This window comes from Marinomonas spartinae, from assembly GCF_016461715.1.
In the GTDB taxonomy this organism is placed as follows: Bacteria; Pseudomonadota; Gammaproteobacteria; order Pseudomonadales; family Marinomonadaceae; genus Marinomonas; species Marinomonas spartinae_A.
The window spans coordinates 36513-52705 of sequence record NZ_JAEMUI010000018.1 but is presented as its reverse complement, the minus strand read 5'-3'; the positions used below and the strand labels follow the sequence as shown (position 1 = coordinate 52705).

The 16193-nt window shown below is 44.6% G+C and carries 14 protein-coding genes; 12 read left to right on the top strand and 2 right to left on the bottom strand.

What is annotated here, in order from left to right:
* Positions 1 to 67: 67 nt before the first annotated feature.
* A complete protein-coding gene (locus JHD45_RS16095) occupies positions 68 to 1402 on the bottom strand; it encodes a YdgA family protein (RefSeq protein WP_199477542.1) in 1335 nt (444 codons plus the stop codon).
* Between the two features lie 155 nt (positions 1403 to 1557).
* Between JHD45_RS16095 and JHD45_RS16090 the strand changes: the two genes are divergently transcribed.
* The gene (locus tag JHD45_RS16090; RefSeq protein WP_199477541.1) at positions 1558 to 2400 is read left to right on the top strand and encodes a hypothetical protein; all 843 of its coding nucleotides are present in this window, start codon (positions 1558 to 1560) and stop codon (positions 2398 to 2400) included.
* Positions 2401 to 2408: 8 nt separating this feature from the next.
* On the opposite strand, the gene JHD45_RS16085 is transcribed toward JHD45_RS16090, so the two are convergent.
* On the bottom strand, positions 2409 to 3158 hold the full coding sequence (locus JHD45_RS16085; protein ID WP_199477540.1) for an SDR family oxidoreductase: 750 nt from the start codon (positions 3156 to 3158) through the stop codon (positions 2409 to 2411).
* 101 nt (positions 3159 to 3259) lie between these two features.
* On the opposite strand from JHD45_RS16085, the gene JHD45_RS16080 reads away from it, so the two are divergent.
* The 11 genes from JHD45_RS16080 to JHD45_RS16030 all read left to right on the top strand — a co-directional run bounded on the left by JHD45_RS16080 (position 3260) and on the right by JHD45_RS16030 (position 16193).
* Positions 3260 to 3613 carry a winged helix-turn-helix transcriptional regulator gene (locus JHD45_RS16080; protein WP_199477539.1) on the top strand — a complete coding sequence of 118 codons (354 nt, stop codon included), beginning with the start codon at positions 3260 to 3262 and terminating at the stop codon, positions 3611 to 3613.
* 334 nt (positions 3614 to 3947) lie between these two features.
* Entirely contained in the window at positions 3948 to 5522 is a 1575-nt protein-coding gene (locus JHD45_RS16075; RefSeq protein WP_199477538.1) for an L-lactate permease, read from the top strand.
* Positions 5523 to 5771: 249 nt separating this feature from the next.
* Positions 5772 to 7340 carry a galactarate dehydratase gene (gene garD / locus JHD45_RS16070; RefSeq protein WP_199477537.1) on the top strand — a complete coding sequence of 523 codons (1569 nt, stop codon included), beginning with the start codon at positions 5772 to 5774 and terminating at the stop codon, positions 7338 to 7340.
* Positions 7341 to 7489: 149 nt separating this feature from the next.
* A complete protein-coding gene (locus JHD45_RS16065) occupies positions 7490 to 8401 on the top strand; it encodes a 5-dehydro-4-deoxyglucarate dehydratase (protein WP_199477536.1) in 912 nt (303 codons plus the stop codon).
* 124 nt (positions 8402 to 8525) lie between these two features.
* A complete protein-coding gene (locus JHD45_RS16060; protein ID WP_199477535.1) occupies positions 8526 to 9851 on the top strand; it encodes an enolase C-terminal domain-like protein in 1326 nt (441 codons plus the stop codon).
* A 94-nt stretch (positions 9852 to 9945) separates the two neighbouring features.
* A complete protein-coding gene (locus JHD45_RS16055; protein ID WP_199477534.1) occupies positions 9946 to 10704 on the top strand; it encodes a FadR/GntR family transcriptional regulator in 759 nt (252 codons plus the stop codon).
* A 76-nt stretch (positions 10705 to 10780) separates the two neighbouring features.
* Positions 10781 to 12370, top strand: a complete 1590-nt coding sequence (locus JHD45_RS16050) for an aldehyde dehydrogenase (NADP(+)) (RefSeq protein WP_199477533.1) — start codon at positions 10781 to 10783, stop codon at positions 12368 to 12370.
* A gap of 65 nt (positions 12371 to 12435) precedes the next feature.
* Positions 12436 to 13377, top strand: a complete 942-nt coding sequence (locus JHD45_RS16045; RefSeq protein WP_199477532.1) for an AEC family transporter — start codon at positions 12436 to 12438, stop codon at positions 13375 to 13377.
* Positions 13378 to 13415: 38 nt separating this feature from the next.
* Positions 13416 to 14366: a 2-hydroxyacid dehydrogenase gene (locus JHD45_RS16040; RefSeq protein ID WP_199477531.1), complete on the top strand. Its 951-nt coding sequence runs from the start codon at positions 13416 to 13418 to the stop codon at positions 14364 to 14366.
* 190 nt (positions 14367 to 14556) lie between these two features.
* The gene (locus JHD45_RS16035) at positions 14557 to 15558 is read left to right on the top strand and encodes a TRAP transporter substrate-binding protein (protein WP_199477530.1); all 1002 of its coding nucleotides are present in this window, start codon (positions 14557 to 14559) and stop codon (positions 15556 to 15558) included.
* A gap of 107 nt (positions 15559 to 15665) precedes the next feature.
* Positions 15666 to 16193 carry a TRAP transporter small permease gene (locus tag JHD45_RS16030; RefSeq protein ID WP_199477529.1) on the top strand — a complete coding sequence of 176 codons (528 nt, stop codon included), beginning with the start codon at positions 15666 to 15668 and terminating at the stop codon, positions 16191 to 16193.

The following is a 16193-nucleotide window of genomic DNA, read 5'->3' as shown; positions in this document are numbered from 1 at the left end:
TTTTGCCTTTTATAAAAAATGCCACTCATATTTTTGGGTGGCATTTTTTATTGAACTGCTTGCTGTATTACATCGGTAAAGGAATATTGTTAACGCTGAGCTGTCCATCTTTAATGGATATCTCTGTTCTATACTGGTCTTTCTCTTTTTTGATCAAACCTTGTTGTACGAAATTCCCTATTATCATCTGTGCTTGTTGTTTGACTTGTGGTAATTGGACTGGCACTTGCGCTTGCTTGGCGACAAATTGTTGCGCTAGTTTATCGGCAAGTGGTGCATCAACCAGAATATTTGCTGTAGAAATGGTGTAATACTTCCAAAATTGTGGGTTAAATAAGTCCTCTACTTTAGGATCATTAATATCGGCAAGCTTACTGGTTAGGCTAGATTTAAAACTGCCTTCGGGCAAAGTACCACTGAAATCAGAAATGTTGAATTCAGGCTTACTGGCTAAAAATGGACCAAGATTGTCTTGTAAAACCGCAATGGTTTTTTGGTTGGTAGGGTCCGTTCCGTCTGGAGCGTTATTAAGCTCTTTGTAGATTTTGGTTAAGACAGCGTTGTTTAAGTTTTTGAGCTCTGTAACAAGCGAGAGATTGGTAACTTGAACCGAAGGGAGACTAAACGAGTCTGCGCCATAGCTGATTTTTATGTCACCTAGCTGTGTTTTCTTATCCAGATCTGAGTGGGTGTTAATAGAGAGACCTTTTATTGCCATCTTTGATGCTACTTGGATGTCTCCGACTTTCAATGTCATATCGCTATCACGCAAACCACCATTATTCAGGTCGACACTGGTATCCATTGCTAATTTAACGGAAAGGTCTTTTAACGACGCCGGTTGTTGGTCATCAATATTGATATTTTTTAGTGCACCTTGATAGTGAAAGGTGTTGTTTTTATTCTCGCCTGACCCAGAATACCCGCTAAATAACAGGGTTTTTGCCTTGTCGGTAAAGCTTGGAATGGCATCCGCCATGGTTAAATTACCTGTTAAACCACGGGTTATATTAAGCTGATATAAGGGCTTGTTATCATCCCAAACCAAGGTGTCGCGTGCTTTGTCGGCTGGGATGCTGGCCTGTGTTGAATACAGTCCGATAAGACTTTGTTTATTGAATAATAGCGGGCCATAGTGTGTATCGAGAATGATATTGGCTTTTATGGAGCCGATTGGACTATTAGGATCAATCGTTGATGGATCAACTTCCACTGAAATATTGGCCTTTGAGCCAAACCAGGAGTTATCCATTGATTCGATTTTAGCATGATAACCTGCTGATTGATTTAGGTAGGCAATAAAGCTTTCTAGCTGTTTCTGATATTGACCCGCAATAATTTTGGGAGAAATAATACACACAGCGGCAAGCACAATAACGAGTATACCAAGTAGCTTTTTCACAAAGACTTCCTTTTCTAAATTAATGAGTTGATTGCCATTGTACAGAGAATCAGCAATTAAATGAATGCTAGTAGACTCTATCCCCCTTGTATTTTACAGTGTGTTCTTTGTACAACAGCTTACCTGTCGTACCATTTTTGTGGAGTGGTAACAAAATGAATCAAGCTATCACCCTTAGGGTTGAATTTGCGCGAAAATTGCTCTCTCGTCTGTGCGTTATGGATTACCATACGGCTCTTATTGGCGGTTCTGTCGCCAAGGGGTGGGCGGATGATTATTCAGATATTGAAATAGGTCTGTTTTATACAAGCTTACCTTCTCTTAGTGATAGACAGGAGATGGTAAAAAGGACGGCGGGCACCGATACTACTTTTTCAAAGCCTGATGGGAATGGTGTGATAACCGACTATTTTTATGTTGATGGCTTAAAAGTCGATCTTTGGCATTGCTCGGAGGAAGTCATTGATGGTTTTATTCGTTGTATCGACACGGCTCCACTGACCAACGCCATTCAGGAAACCTTATGGGTTATTCAAAATGGTATGGTACTAAAAACTTCCTCGCAATTAATACAATGGCGTAATGATCTGCATTTTCCACTGAAAAAACGCCAAGAAGTGGTTGCTCTACATTTAGCCGCTATTACTTCACCAGATTTGAAATTATATGCCCATCGTCAAGACTTACCCATTTATTATGGTTTGATCTCAGGTATTCAAAAACGCATTGGGCTTTTGCTCTTTGCCCTAAACGGTATGTTCTCTGTTGATTTTAAGAGCCTTGAACAGAGTTTAAAGGGGTTGCCTATTCAACCTGAAAACTGTTGGCAGCGTTTTGAGGCGATTTATAAAGCGCCTTTTTTAGAAGGCGCTGAAATGATGGAAAGTTTGATTGCCGATACAGTAGCTTTAATTCAACAGCATATGCCTGAAATGAGAGTGGAGAAAAAGCACGTTTTTGATAGGTATCGAAGACGACGTTGGGTCGGGCCTGTTTAAGTGGCTACTCAGACATTGCCAATGTCGCCATCCATCAATAACTCAGAGCCGAGCATATAAGCGGATTCGTCTGAGGCTAAAAACACGGCCGCTTTTGCCAGTTCGATTGCCGAACCCATGCGTTTTAAAGGAATAAGATTGCTTACCTCCGCTCGCAGAGCGTTCTCCTCTTCTTGTTCTAGACCAAATTTTTTAAAGGCATCGGTTTGTGTTGGACCTGGGCTAAGGGCGTTAACTCTGATTCCTCGATCTTTTAATTCGCCGGATAATGTCCTGGCTAAAGAGATGAGTCCGGCTTTGCTGGCTGCGTAAACGCTACTTTGTGGCAAACCTATTTGGGCGGAAACACTACCACAAAGAATAATGGAAGCAGAAGTGGAGAGGTGTGGCAAAAGTGACTGGATAAGAAAAAACGGCCCCTTTAAATTGGTATTGAGAACGTGATCAAAGGTATTTTCATCCCATTTTTCTAGTGGTTGATGAGTGACATCGCCGGCATTAATAAACACTATGTCTAATTTAGGGAAAGATACGCTGATCTGCTCAGCAAGACGCCTTTGTTCCGCGACAATACTTGCATCGCTTTTTAATATTAAGAGACGGTCAGCAAATTCTTCTTTTGCCGCTTTTAATCCGATGTCGCTACGGCCTGTAATAGCGACATGGGCGCCTTCTTGTAAAAACTGTCTGGCAGTTTCTAATCCTATTCCTGCGGTGCCACCCGTGATCAAAGCATGCTTGCCTAATAGACGTTTCATATAAATACCACCTTGTTGTATTGGTTGAGTGGTCGCATTATCTGTATATTAGTATGCTTTTAATAGTAGGTACCAAATGGGTACTAAAGAGGAAAATATTAATGACCACATTATTTGCTTATTATGATGAGCCTTGCCCCATGGTGGATTTTGTCAATCTTGTCTCAGGAAAATGGGCCATTCCGATTCTCTATCGTTTAATCGTAGTGGATGCTGCGATTCGTTTTGGCGCACTGCAAAGAGCGGTAGCGCCTATCACACAGAAAGAACTCACCAAACAATTAAGAGCCTTTGAATCGATAGGTTTGGTGACACGAACCATGTACCCAGAAATGCCGCCACGAGTGGAATATCAAGTGACGGAGCTTGGTAAAACCTTAAAACCAACATTGGATTCATTGGCTCAGTGGATGAGAGAACATAGGGGGGAGCTAAGCGCGCCTCTACCTCTATGATGTGGTGGTGATTTTTTTATAAGAAAATTTTATATAAAGTGTTTGTTGTTATTTCATTATGCACTAAGGAAGAATTCATTGATTCCAAAATTACACTAATAGTGAAGAGAGGTTTTTGTGAATAAAACTATAACATATTGATTATTATGAAATAAATTTTCTTATTAGTAGTGATTTTGTGTTTTGTCAAATTCTATTAGATTGTTTCTGAAAAAGTACTAGATGGTCTTTGTTTCTTCTCTCCCTAATAATTGGCGCATTCCCAATTGCAGCCATCGGTTGCAAAAAACAAAAATAATATTACGTCCATCAGGACATTGAGTGGAGAAATGCAATGGATTTACTGGTATCCATATTCCCTATTGTTTTATTAATCTATGCAATGACAAAAAAGCATCCTGTCCCTTCCTATATTGCGTTACCCGCCACGGCGTTACTGGTCGGCATATTTCAGGTTTTTTATTTTCATGCGAATCAAACCCTTCTGTTAGCCAACGCAATCTCTGGCGTGTTATCGACTCTCACCCCGATTTCAATTATCGCGGGGGCGATATTGTTGAACCGAGTGATGGTATTGTCTGGTGCTGAGAATATCGTGCGTCATTGGTTAGAGAGCATCAGTACGAATGCCGTTGCTCAGCTGATGATTATTGGTTGGGCGTTTGCCTTTATGATTGAAGGCGCTTCGGGGTTTGGTACGCCTGCCGCGATTGCCGCGCCCATTTTGGTGGGGTTAGGCTTTAACCCCATCAAAGTGATTTTGCTGACGCTAACCATGAACTCGGTACCGGTATCGTTCGGGGCTGTTGGCACGCCGACTTGGTTTGGTTTTGCACCGTTAAATTTAAAAGATGCGGAAATTTTAAGTATCTCTCAATATACCGCTCTTGTTCATACCATTGCGGCTTTTTTCATTCCGATTATTGCGTTGCGCTTTGTGGTGAGCTGGCAAGATATCCGTCGTAACATTATTTTTATCTTGTTGAGTGTGTTGTCCTGTACTTTACCTTATTTACTGATTGCCCAATGGAATTATGAATTCCCTTCGCTGCTAGGTGGTGTAATTGGCTTAGTCATCAGTGTGTTTCTGGCTCGTCATCATATTGGTTTGTCGAATGAGACGCGACATAACGAAAAGCGTAAAGGGGTAAGCGGTAAAGCTTTGGCGATCGCCATTAGCCCGATGATTCTCTTAGTGGGGATCTTGATTATTACTCGGATTAAGCAACTAGGCATAAAGCAGATTTTGACGGATATGACACCTTGGTTACACGGTAGCCTTGGTAGCACTCACGTAAGTGTAACGGATTCGTTAGCCATTTCTCTGACGCACATTTTTGGAACCAGTGTGTCATGGGCTTATAAGACGCTCTATGTGCCAGCCTTGATTCCATTTTTAGTGGTTGTGCTTATTTCTATTCCGATCCTAAAAATGTCTAAAGGCCAAGTGTTTGAGGCGTTTTCGGATTGCCGACGTCGTATTCTGTGGCCGTCTATTTCGTTAATGGGGGCCCTAGTCATGGTGAAGTTCATGATGCTGGGTAAGTTAGATTCTCCTGTGCTGGTTATCGGCCACTCCTTTGCCGAATTAACTGGTGATAAATGGACCTATTTTGCTTCCTATCTAGGAGCACTGGGAGCCTTCTTCTCTGGTTCGGCCACCGTGTCTAACCTAACCTTTGGTGCCATTCAGCAAAGTATTGCAGTGAGCGTTGGCTTGCCACAAACACTGATTCTAGCCTTGCAATCGGTAGGTGGGGCGATGGGGAATATGGTTTGCTTGAATAACATCATTGCAGTATCGACCATATTGGGTATTAGCCATAAAGAAGGCTTTATTATGAAACGTACGGTGGTGCCTATGGCGATCTACGGATTAATCGCAGCATTGGTTAGTGTGTTCTTATAAGGCCTATAATGCCGTAATTACATTAAAAACAAATAGATAGAATCAATAAAAATGCCGCTCAAATGAGCGGCATTTTTAGTTAAAAGCGAAATATCTAAAACTTCCTTGAAAAGACAATTGTATGATGTATGATTTTTGATGGTAAATATAGACAGTATTTACTTGATATTCTTGGCTGCTTTGAAAGCTTTCATTAGTGGCATAAAAATAATGATAAAACCAAAAGTTTGAATACAGTTGAGGGCAGGTATGAATGAATATGTGCTAATCAAAATCCACGCTAACGATAACGTGGCGATTATTGTTAATCAAGGTGGGGCCCCGGCGGGAGCAGAGTTGGAAGGTGGTATTGTATTAAAAGAAGCGGTGCCACAGGGTCATAAAGTGACGCTAACAGCGATTGAGCAGGGGCAAGACATCATTCGTTACAACGAGGTGATTGGGTACGCAAAGGAGCCATTGGCTGTAGGGCGTTGGGTGTCGGAAGCGTTAATGATTATGCCTACGCCACCTAAGTTGGACGAGCTACCATTGGCGACACGCGCTAAACCAGACATTGATCCCCTAGAAGGCTATACCTTTGATGGTTATAGAAATCCAGACGGTTCTGCAGGAACAAAAAATTTGCTCGGTATCAGCACGAGTGTGCAGTGTGTTTCTGGTGTAACAGAATACCTAGTAAAGCTCATTAAGCATACTTTGTTACCAAAGTATCCGAACGTCGATGGGGTGGTCGCTCTCAATCATAGCTATGGCTGTGGCGTGGCCATCAATGCTCCTGCGGCGATTGTGCCAATTCGTACCTTACAAAACATGGCGAAAAATCCCAATTTTGGTGGTGAGGTGATGGTCATTGGTTTGGGGTGTGAAAAACTCCAACCTCATCGTTTACTTGATATCGACGATGCGCAAGCGGTGAATATTTTGCCGAATTCTGATGCGGCTCAATGGTTAAAAGACAATGTGGTTAGCCTGCAAGACGAAGCACATCATGGTTTTCAAGACATGGTTGATAGCATTATGACAATGGCGGAGTCCCATCTTGAGCGTTTGAACCAACGTCGTCGCGAACCCTGTCCTTTGTCTGAATTGGTTGTGGGTGTGCAATGCGGTGGCAGCGATGCTTTTTCAGGTATTACCGCCAATCCCGCTGTGGGGTATGCCTCTGATCTGATTATTCGCGCGGGTGGTTCTGTGATGTTTTCTGAAGTCACTGAAGTGCGTGACGCGATTCATTTGCTAACGCCGCGTGCCCAAAGTGTAGAGGTAGCCAAAGCCTTGCTGCGTGAAATGCAGTGGTACGACGATTATTTGAGCTTGGGACAAGCGGATCGCAGTGCCAATACCACACCCGGTAATAAAAAAGGGGGGTTAAATAATATCGTCGAAAAGTCCCTTGGGTCGATTACGAAGTCTGGCAACAGTCCAATTGTTGATGTGTTAAGTCCCGGCGAACGTATTCGTAAGCGGGGTCTTAACTTTGCGGCAACCCCAGCAAGCGATTTTATTTGTGGCACCTTACAGTTTGCTTCCGGGATGAACTTGCATGTGTTTACCACTGGTCGTGGCACACCTTATGGTCTTGAGGTGGTGCCAGTCATTAAAGTCTCGACCAACAGTAATCTAGGTAATCGTTGGCATGATTTGATCGATCTAGACGCCGGTCGTGTTGCCACCAAAGAGATTACTTTAGAAGAAGCGGGTTGGGAGCTGTTTCATTTGATTATTGACGTGGCCAGTGGCCGTAAGCAAGTAGCGGCTGACCGTTTGGGGTTACATAACGATTTGGTGTTATTTAATCCTGCGCCAGTGACTTGATGAGCACCGTGAGTCGATATAGAGGTTGCCATTTGTTATCTTTGTTGTATGATGTAATACATTATATAGGTTAAATTACTACCTCCTAAATCATTTAAATAGCCTTTTAAGGCTTTACTTTCAACGATATAAATAATGAGGAAAAAAGCATGGCTTTTTCTGTAGAACAAATGAGATCGGCGTTGAGTGATGGGCTGTTGTCGTTTCCTGTAACGGATTTTGATGCCAATGGTAAGTTTAACGCTGAAACATTCCGCCAGCGCTTAGAGTCGTTTATTGAACATGGTGTGTCTGCTATTTTTGTCGCGGGTGGAACGGGTGAGTTTTTCTCACTGGATGAAGACGATTATCGCCAAATTGTTGAGTTATCCGTTGCGACAGTAAAAGGCCGTGTGCCAGTTATTGCTTCTGCAGGACGGAGTGTGTCAGACGCTAAGAAATTCGTTAGCATTGCTGATGAAGCCGGTTGTGATGGTATTTTGTTGATGCCGCCATTTCTGACGGAATGTCCTGAAGACGGTATTGTGGAGTACGCTAGTCAGGTGATGGCATCAAGCAAAATCCATTTTATCTACTACAATCGCGCCAATGGCAGTTTGTCCGCTGAGCGTGTAAAAGAGCTCGCGGCTCGTAACCCGAATATGGTGTCTTTGAAAGATGGTGTGGGTAATATTGCCGCGTTGAATGACACCATTAAAACTGTCGGTGATCGTTTGGTTTACATCGGAGGCGTACCAACGGCGGAAATTTTCGCTGAAGCTTACTTGTCTATTGGTGTGAATACCTACTCCTCTGCGGTGTTTAACTTTATGCCGGAGATGGCCAATAAGTTTTACAAAGCATTGCGTGCCGGTGAGAAAAATACGGTTACCGCCATTATTAAAGACTTTTTCATTCCTTTTTGTCGCTTGCGAGATACGAAAAAAGGTTACGCGGTAAGCTTGATCAAAGCAGGGGCGACCATCACTGGTCAGTCTGCGGGAGCTGTGCGTGCGCCTTTGACTATGCCCAGTGTGGCGGAGTACGCCCAACTAGAAGCGCTTATTAAGAAAAACAGCTAACTCCCTTAAGGAGGTTGGGGTTTTGTGCCAGCCTTCTCTTTTTTTTTATGAGAGACCTTTTCACAACGGCTGTGGATGCTAATACAGCGTTAAAAGGCCTCTATGGACAAAGTAGGCCCGTATTATGTTTACAACAATAAAAAAAATGCAGGTTGTTCCTGTCGCCGGTTACGATAGTTTTCTATTAAATTTAAGCGGTGGCCATGCTCCTTGGTTTATCCGTACGGTTGTTGTCTTAGAGGATAATGATGGCAATATCGGTCTGGGTGAAGTACCAGCAACCGATAAAATTATCAACACACTAGAGCAGTGTCGCGTCATTGTTGAAGGCCAGAACGTTGGAAAATGGAAGTCTATTATCAGTCAGGTTCGTCATGCCATATCAGGCCAATCTGACGATGTACGTGGTAATCAAACGTTTGATTTGCGCACCGCGGTCCATGTGATTACTGCGATCGAATCGGCACTGTTGGATTTGGCGGGGCAAAATATGGGATTGCCTGTTGTCGATTTGCTTGGCCAGTATGGTAAACAGCGTGACGATATAGAAGCACTGGGGTATTTATTCTTTCTAGGAGATCGCACAAAAACGGATTTACCTTACCCTGCCTACGATCACCCTATGGACGATTGGGATGTGGTTCGCGGTAAGGAAGCCACTACGCCTGAGGCGATTGTTAACCTAGCAAAAGCGGCTTATGCCCGTTATGGCTTTAAAGATTTTAAATTAAAAGGTGGGGTGCTGGATGGGCATAAAGAAGCAGAGTGTATTGCTGCCTTGTATGAGGCTTTTCCTGATGCCCGCCTGACACTTGATCCCAACGGAGCTTGGACTCTTCAGCAAGCGATAGACTATTTAACACCAGTGAAACACATGCTGAGTTACGCTGAAGACCCTTGTGGGCAAGAGGGAGCCTGGTCTGGTCGAGAAACCATGGCCGAATTTAAGCGTCGTACCGGATTGAAAACCGCCACCAATATGGTTGCCACCGACTGGCAGCAATTAAAGAACGCTGTGCGTTTGGACTCGGTCGATATTCCTTTAGCGGATTGCCATTTTTGGACCATGCAAGGGGCGGTGGCGGTTGGTGAGTTGTGTAACGAATGGGGCATGACCTGGGGCTCACACAGTAATAATCACTTTGATATTTCTTTGGCAATGATGACCCATGTGGCAGCGGCTTGTCCTGGTGAAGTGACCGCCATTGATACCCATTGGATTTGGCAAGATGGGCAGCGTCTCACCAAAGAGCCGCTTAAGATTCGCGCTGGCAAAATCAAGGTGCCGACAAAAGCGGGCCTTGGCATCGAACTGGATCGCGATAACTTAATACAAGCCCATGAATTGTACAAAACGCTCACATTGGGTCAGCGTGATGACAGTTTGGCGATGCAGTTTTTGATCCCAGGTTGGACATTTGATCCCAAAAAACCGGCATTGGTTCGATGAGTGGGGAGTAATGCGTACAGATAAAAACCTTTGCTTGTGGGAGCTGGAACCCTAGGGTAATGTTCTTATTTTCAGACAAAGATGCATGTTTATCATGAATAGCGAGGGCAAATTGGTAAATCGATTTCAAATTGAACGGGTAGGCAAAAGCGATAGCTTAGCCAGTAATGTGGCAAAACAACTGGAGCAACAAATTGCTGCGGGTGCCATAGCCGTAGGAGATAAGCTGCCGACAGAAAATGAGTTGTGTGATTTGTTTGGGGTGAGTCGAACGGTCATTCGTGAAGCGATTACACAGTTAAAGTCGTTAGGCTTGGTGGAGACTAAACGTGGTGTTGGGACCAGTGTATTGAGAACGCAAGCCGCAGAAACCTTGTTTGCCTATCAAATTGATCCAACCGCCATCGATGATATTTTGTACATTTTGGAAATGCGTATTAGCGTGGAAACCACGGCGTGTGAGCTGGCGGCATTGCGTCGTACAGAGGAAGAAGTCGCCCTGTTAGAAGCCCATTTTCAAGCATTTGATGAGGCATTAAGTCGTGGTGAACTGGCTCGCAAGGAAGACTATGAATTTCATTTGGCCATTTGTACCGCAACACGCAACCCGTTTTTAAAGCAATTTTATGAGCAGTTTAATAAGAACGTGATACCGAGAGCGAATTTAGTAAACAGTGATTTAAAACAGGTCGCAACGGACAATTATTTACAGCGTGTGCGCTCAGAGCATCTTGAGATACTTAACTGTATTAAAAACAAAGATGCAGAAGGGGCCAAGCAAGCCATGCACAATCATTTGTATCGTGCTTACCATTTGTATCAGCGATACCAGGACAACAATAAATTCGATTAGAGTAAGCCAAACTCACTTTAATCGAGGTGTGGCAACTAGGTATTAGTGTTTTCATAACAAAAACTAGGGGAAGAGCATGCAAAGCAATACCATCCTTAAGGGAACATCACTCATCGCAGGCCAAGCAGTATTAGGCTCGGACAAGGCGGTCCATGGCATTAATCCAGCGACCAATGAGGTTCTTGAGCCTGGCTATTTAGGGTGTAGCAAAGCGCATGTGGATCAAGCGGTTGATGCGGCTTGGCAAGCCTTCGACCTATACCGTGCTTTGGACATTGAAAAAAGAGCGAGCTTTTTAGAATGTATTGCGGATGAGATTCTTGCTCTAGGGGATACCTTAGTCGAGCGTGCTGTTGCCGAGAGCGGATTACCAAAGGCGCGTATTGAAGGGGAGCGAGGTCGTACGATGGGGCAACTTCGTTTGTTTGCTTCGGTCATTCGCATGGGAGGATTCAGTGATGCTCGTATTGATCCTGCGATGCCGGATCGCACGCCGCTTCCTCGTGCTGATTTACGTTTGCAAAAAATTCCCTTAGGCCCTGTTGCCGTATTTGGTGCCAGTAATTTTCCATTGGCCTTTTCCGTGGCGGGTGGCGATACTGCGTCAGCACTGGCGGCGGGTTGCCCAGTGGTAGCGAAAGCCCATCCGGCTCATCCTGGGACATCGGAGCTGATCGGTCGTGCGATTCAAAGCGCTGTGGAAAAATCGGCTATGCCAGCAGGCGTCTTCTCTTTACTGTTTGTTTCAGATAACCAAATAGCTGGTGAGCTTGTGGCTCATCCTCATATTAAAGCTGTTGGTTTTACTGGCTCGCGCAAAGGGGGACTGGCGCTGGTCAATATTGCTCAACATCGCCCTGAACCGATTCCGGTTTACGCGGAAATGAGCAGTATTAATCCGGTTTTTGTGATGCCAAGTAAATTGGCGACCCAGGCGAAAAAAGTGGCCTCCGGTTTTGTCGCCTCATTGGCCATGGGGGCAGGGCAGTTCTGTACTAATCCTGGTTTGGTGGTTGCATTAGAAGGTGACGGTTTTGATGACTTTTTAGCGCAAGTCGCAGCAGATACCCGTGCATTGAACAGTCAAACGATGTTAACGGGGGGGATTTACGATGCTTACTGTGCCGGCGTTGCCGCCCTTGAAGCCAATAATAAGGTGACATTAGTGGCGAAAGGGCAGCAAGCCGATACGCCAAACCAGTGCCAAGCCCATGTGTTTGTAACGGAAGCGAGCGCTTTTCTTGCCGATCAGGGGATGGAAGATGAAGTATTCGGTTCGACTTCTCTGATTATAAAATGCCGTAGCTTAGAAGAATACAAAGCTGTTGCGGAGCATGTGGAAGGTCAGTTGACGATCACTATTCAGATGAATGATGAGGATGTGGAAGCGGTGCGTACTTTGTTGCCAGTGTTTGAGCGTAAAGCGGGCCGTTTGTTGTGTAATGGCTATCCGACGGGAGTGGAAGTATGTCAAGCCATGGTGCATGGTGGCCCATTCCCTGCTACCTCTGACAGTCGTTCAACGTCGGTGGGCAGCGCTGCGATAGACCGCTTCTTGCGTCCAGTTTGTTACCAAGATTTTCCTGAAGCTTTGCTTCCTTGTGCGATTAAAAACAGTAACCCTATGTCTATTCCTCAGCTAGTCGATGGTAAGCTCATCGTGTAAAGTAATCGTTTTACAACGAGCTGATAGGGCATGCATTGAAATGCATGCCCTTTATTGAGAGAAATATGTTACTAGAGACTAAAAGCGTTATTTTAGAGGTGGCGGCCCCTGTTTTATTAATGATTGCTGTCGGCGCTTTTTTGCGGCGGATTCGTTTATTAAACGATGATTTTATTCTCATTAGCTCACGTTTTGTTTTTAAAGTGGCTATGCCGACCTTGCTGTTTTTAGGCATGCTGTCGAATAATTTAAGTGGCTTGATCAGTTTGGATTTTGCCCTTTATTTTGCCTCGTCGATCGTTCTTACCTTTTTATTTGCCTGGTTTCTCGCGGTAAGGCTTGATTTGCCTTCTATACAGCGAGGGGTATTTGTGCAAATTGCCTTTCGTGGCAATTGTGGCATTTTTAGTCTCGCTCTTGTTGTGAATATGTTTGGTCAAGAGGGTGTGGCGATAGGCGGTATTATGGCGGGTCTGAGTATTCTGCTGTTTAATGTGCTGGCAGAAGTGATTTTGACGCGCTATAGCAAAGGGCATTTGCATCTGGTTCCATTGTTGAAAAGCCTCGTAAAGAACCCGCTGATTCTTGCGATTGTTTTGGGAACGGTTGCGAATCTTATGGGCTTAAAGCTGCCTTTGTTTATTCTCAAAACGGCACATTTAGTGGGTAACCTTTCTTTGCCTTTGGCTCTAATTTGTATTGGGGGTGCACTGGTGACCAGTGGCTGGGCGTTACCAAAACGTTTTCCGATTGCTTTAGCCTGTAAGGTGATCATTAGCCCAGCGTTGTTTACCTTGGTGGCTTTTCTCTTTGGTTTTTCGCAAAAAGAGTTACTGTTTTTGTTTGTCTTTTTGGCTGCGCCAACGGCGGCATCCGCTTATGTGACGGCGGTGGCAAAAGGCGATGATGGCAAGTCGACCGCCAATGCGATTGCCACCTCTACTGTCTTCTCGTCAGTGGTGATCGTGGTTTGTATCCCTATGATTATTGCCATGACTGGCGGTTAACATCGTACTTTTATGGCTGAACGAAACAGGAGGTTACTATGGGGAAAATAGAAGTATTGGTTGTGGCACCTGGCTACCCAACTCAAATGGCAGTGCTAGCAGAACGTTATCAATTACATCGTTATGACTTAGCGGATCAAGCTGGTAAACAGCAGATAATCAAAGCCCATGGAGAAGCCATTCGTGCGGTTATGACAACGGGAGGCGGTGGTTTTTCTGAGTCGTTGTTGGACCAGCTCCCTAAACTCGAAATCGTTGCCTGCGGCAGCGTTGGCTTTGATTCTATTTGTGTTGAGAAGTGTATCAAGCGAGGCGTGGCAGTAACCAATACGCCGGATGTCTTGACCAATGATGTTGCCGATATGGCCTTGATGTTAACGCTTGCTACGGTACGCCGTCTGGTGCCAGGTATGGACTGGGTTCGTCAAAGGAAATGGCAACAAGATGGTCCGATCCAGCTTAATACTAGGATCGAAGGCAAGCGTATGGGGATTATCGGTCTTGGACGAATTGGTAAAGCCATTGCGAAACGAGCAGAAAGCTTTGGCATGGAAATTGGTTACTTTGGCCGGCGTCCGCAAGCTGATGTGAGTTACCCATACTTTTCGAATCTAAAGGAGATGGCGAACAATGTGGATATTTTGGTCGCCGCCGTTCCTGGTGGTTCCGAAACACAAGGTATGATTACCCGAGAAGTGCTAGAGGCGTTAGGTGAGCATGGCTATTTTATCAATATTGCTCGTGGTTCGGTGGTCGATGAGCAGGCTTTGGTCGCACTTCTCGAAGCAGGTGGGATTAAAGGGGCGGGATTAGACGTCTTTGTTGATGAGCCAAACGTCCCAGAAGCCTTATTCACATTAGACAATGTGGTTCTACAGCCCCATTGCGCGAGTGGTACCCATGAAACCCGAGCGGCTATGGCACAGCTGGTGGTGGACAATTTGGCGGCCCATTTTAGTCAAAAACCACTGTTAACCCCCGTCGGTTAAATTCAGCTATTTTTCGCTATTACTTCTATTGTTCTAGAGGTGTGAGGACAGACTTCACCTTTTTAGTAAAATAAAACATATGATGACTGTTGTATGATGAATTACTTTTGTGTTAAAAAGACCTGTGCTTGTATGACAAACTCGCTTTTTGGATAAGCTCGTTATCAACGACATATTAGGGGATAAAATAATGATAAAAAAATGTTCCATTAAAAAACTGGCTTCAGCATTGGTGTTAACTGGCTCCATTGCCGCGACTTTTACCATGGCGCCATTAGCTCATGCTGATTGGAAAGGTTGGAATATTCACCCGGCTGGTTATCCCGTCACGGTGGGGATTGAATCTTTTATGAAGCATGTTGAGAAGGCGACGGACGGACGCGTTTCTGGGCGTGTATATAACGGTGGCATCTTGGGGGATCAAAATGATGCGATCCAAATGCTGCAAGTAAACGGCATTCAATTTGCTGAGTTTAACCTTGGGCCAATTGGTACCATGGTGCCAGAAGTCAACGTGGTGTCATTGCCTTTTATTTTCAAAAATGAATCCCACATGTTTCGTGTAATGGATGGTCCTGTAGGGAAAGAGTTGGCGAAAGCCATGGCAAAACAGGGGATTATTGCCTTGGCATGGTATGGCTCCGGCTCTCGTTCTTTTTACAACACTAAACATCCGATCACGAAGCCTGCCGATATGAAGGGCATGAAATTTCGTGTCATGAACAACGAATTGTATGTCGACATGGTCAAAGAGTTGGGGGGGAACGCGACACCCATGGCGTACTCTGAAGTCTATCAGGCCTTGAAAACGGGTGTTGTAGACGGCGCAGAAAATAACTGGCCTTCTTATGATTCGAGCAATCACTATGAAGTGGCTAAATATTATTCTTTAACGCAGCATCTGATTCTTCCTGAAGTATTAGCCGTGAGCAAAGCCGCGTGGAATAGCTTGTCGCCAGCGGATCAAAAGGCGGTGAGGAAAGCTGCCCAAGACAGTGCTCTGCTCGAACGTAAATTGTGGGCAGAGCGGGTACAGGAAAGCCGTGCCAAATTGCTTAAGGCGGGTGTGATTGTCAATGAGATAAAAGACAAAGCCGCTTTCCAGGCGAAGATGAAGCCTGTCTACGCTGAAGCAGAAAAAGCCACCCCCGCTCTCATTCCTCTAATTAAACAAATTCAAGAAACACCTTAAGCTATTGAAGCCTTTACTCGGTATCACTGGTAAAGGCTTCTCAATGTTGGGTGCCACTGTCTTTTACCGGTCAGTGGTGATCATTGATTTTGTAGAAGAGTAATGTGATGACTGCTTCAATTAAGGCCTCTTTTGTTAAGCGTTTTTTGGACGCACTTGCTTTTTTAGCCATGACGATCTCTGGCCTATGTATGATTGTACTGGTGGTGTCGTTTGGATGGCTTGTCTATGGTCGATACGTATTAAACAACACGCCTACTTGGGTGGAACAAATGGCCATGCTATTGATCATCACCATTACCTTTTTGGGGGCTGCTGTCGGGATCCATGAAAGAACGCATCTTAGTGTTGATATGGTCTCTTTACTGTTGCCAGAAAAGGCCAATCGTTTGATTGATATATTGATTGATACCTGCCTTGCCGTGTTCGGTGCGGCCATGCTGTATTATTGCCAAGAGTTGATGACGTTTGGTTGGTACCGATTAATTCCCTTATTAGGTATTCCCGATGGCCTTCGTTATGCCCCTGTTATGGTAGCGGGCGGCCTTATCTTTGTTTTTTCTCTATACCGTATCTTGGTTGGTATTCAAAAATTGTTTGTTAGTCAATCGGCTATTGTTAATGGAGGCCAATAA

Bases quoted from the DNA above. Each gene is read 5' to 3' on its own strand.
- JHD45_RS16085 (WP_199477540.1), bottom strand. From the start codon at position 3,158: ATGAAACGTCTATTAGGCAAGCATGCTTTGATCACGGGTGGCACCGCA.
- JHD45_RS16080 (WP_199477539.1), top strand. From the start codon at position 3,260: ATGACCACATTATTTGCTTATTATGATGAGCCTTGCCCCATGGTGGAT.
- JHD45_RS16040 (WP_199477531.1), top strand. From the start codon at position 13,416: ATGGGGAAAATAGAAGTATTGGTTGTGGCACCTGGCTACCCAACTCAA.
- JHD45_RS16090 (WP_199477541.1), top strand. From the start codon at position 1,558: ATGAATCAAGCTATCACCCTTAGGGTTGAATTTGCGCGAAAATTGCTC.
- JHD45_RS16050 (WP_199477533.1), top strand. From the start codon at position 10,781: ATGCAAAGCAATACCATCCTTAAGGGAACATCACTCATCGCAGGCCAA.
- JHD45_RS16055 (WP_199477534.1), top strand. From the start codon at position 9,946: ATGAATAGCGAGGGCAAATTGGTAAATCGATTTCAAATTGAACGGGTA.
- JHD45_RS16030 (WP_199477529.1), top strand. From the start codon at position 15,666: ATGACTGCTTCAATTAAGGCCTCTTTTGTTAAGCGTTTTTTGGACGCA.
- JHD45_RS16065 (WP_199477536.1), top strand. From the start codon at position 7,490: ATGGCTTTTTCTGTAGAACAAATGAGATCGGCGTTGAGTGATGGGCTG.
- garD (WP_199477537.1), top strand. From the start codon at position 5,772: ATGAATGAATATGTGCTAATCAAAATCCACGCTAACGATAACGTGGCG.
- JHD45_RS16035 (WP_199477530.1), top strand. From the start codon at position 14,557: ATGATAAAAAAATGTTCCATTAAAAAACTGGCTTCAGCATTGGTGTTA.
- JHD45_RS16075 (WP_199477538.1), top strand. From the start codon at position 3,948: ATGGATTTACTGGTATCCATATTCCCTATTGTTTTATTAATCTATGCA.
- JHD45_RS16045 (WP_199477532.1), top strand. From the start codon at position 12,436: ATGTTACTAGAGACTAAAAGCGTTATTTTAGAGGTGGCGGCCCCTGTT.
- JHD45_RS16060 (WP_199477535.1), top strand. From the start codon at position 8,526: ATGTTTACAACAATAAAAAAAATGCAGGTTGTTCCTGTCGCCGGTTAC.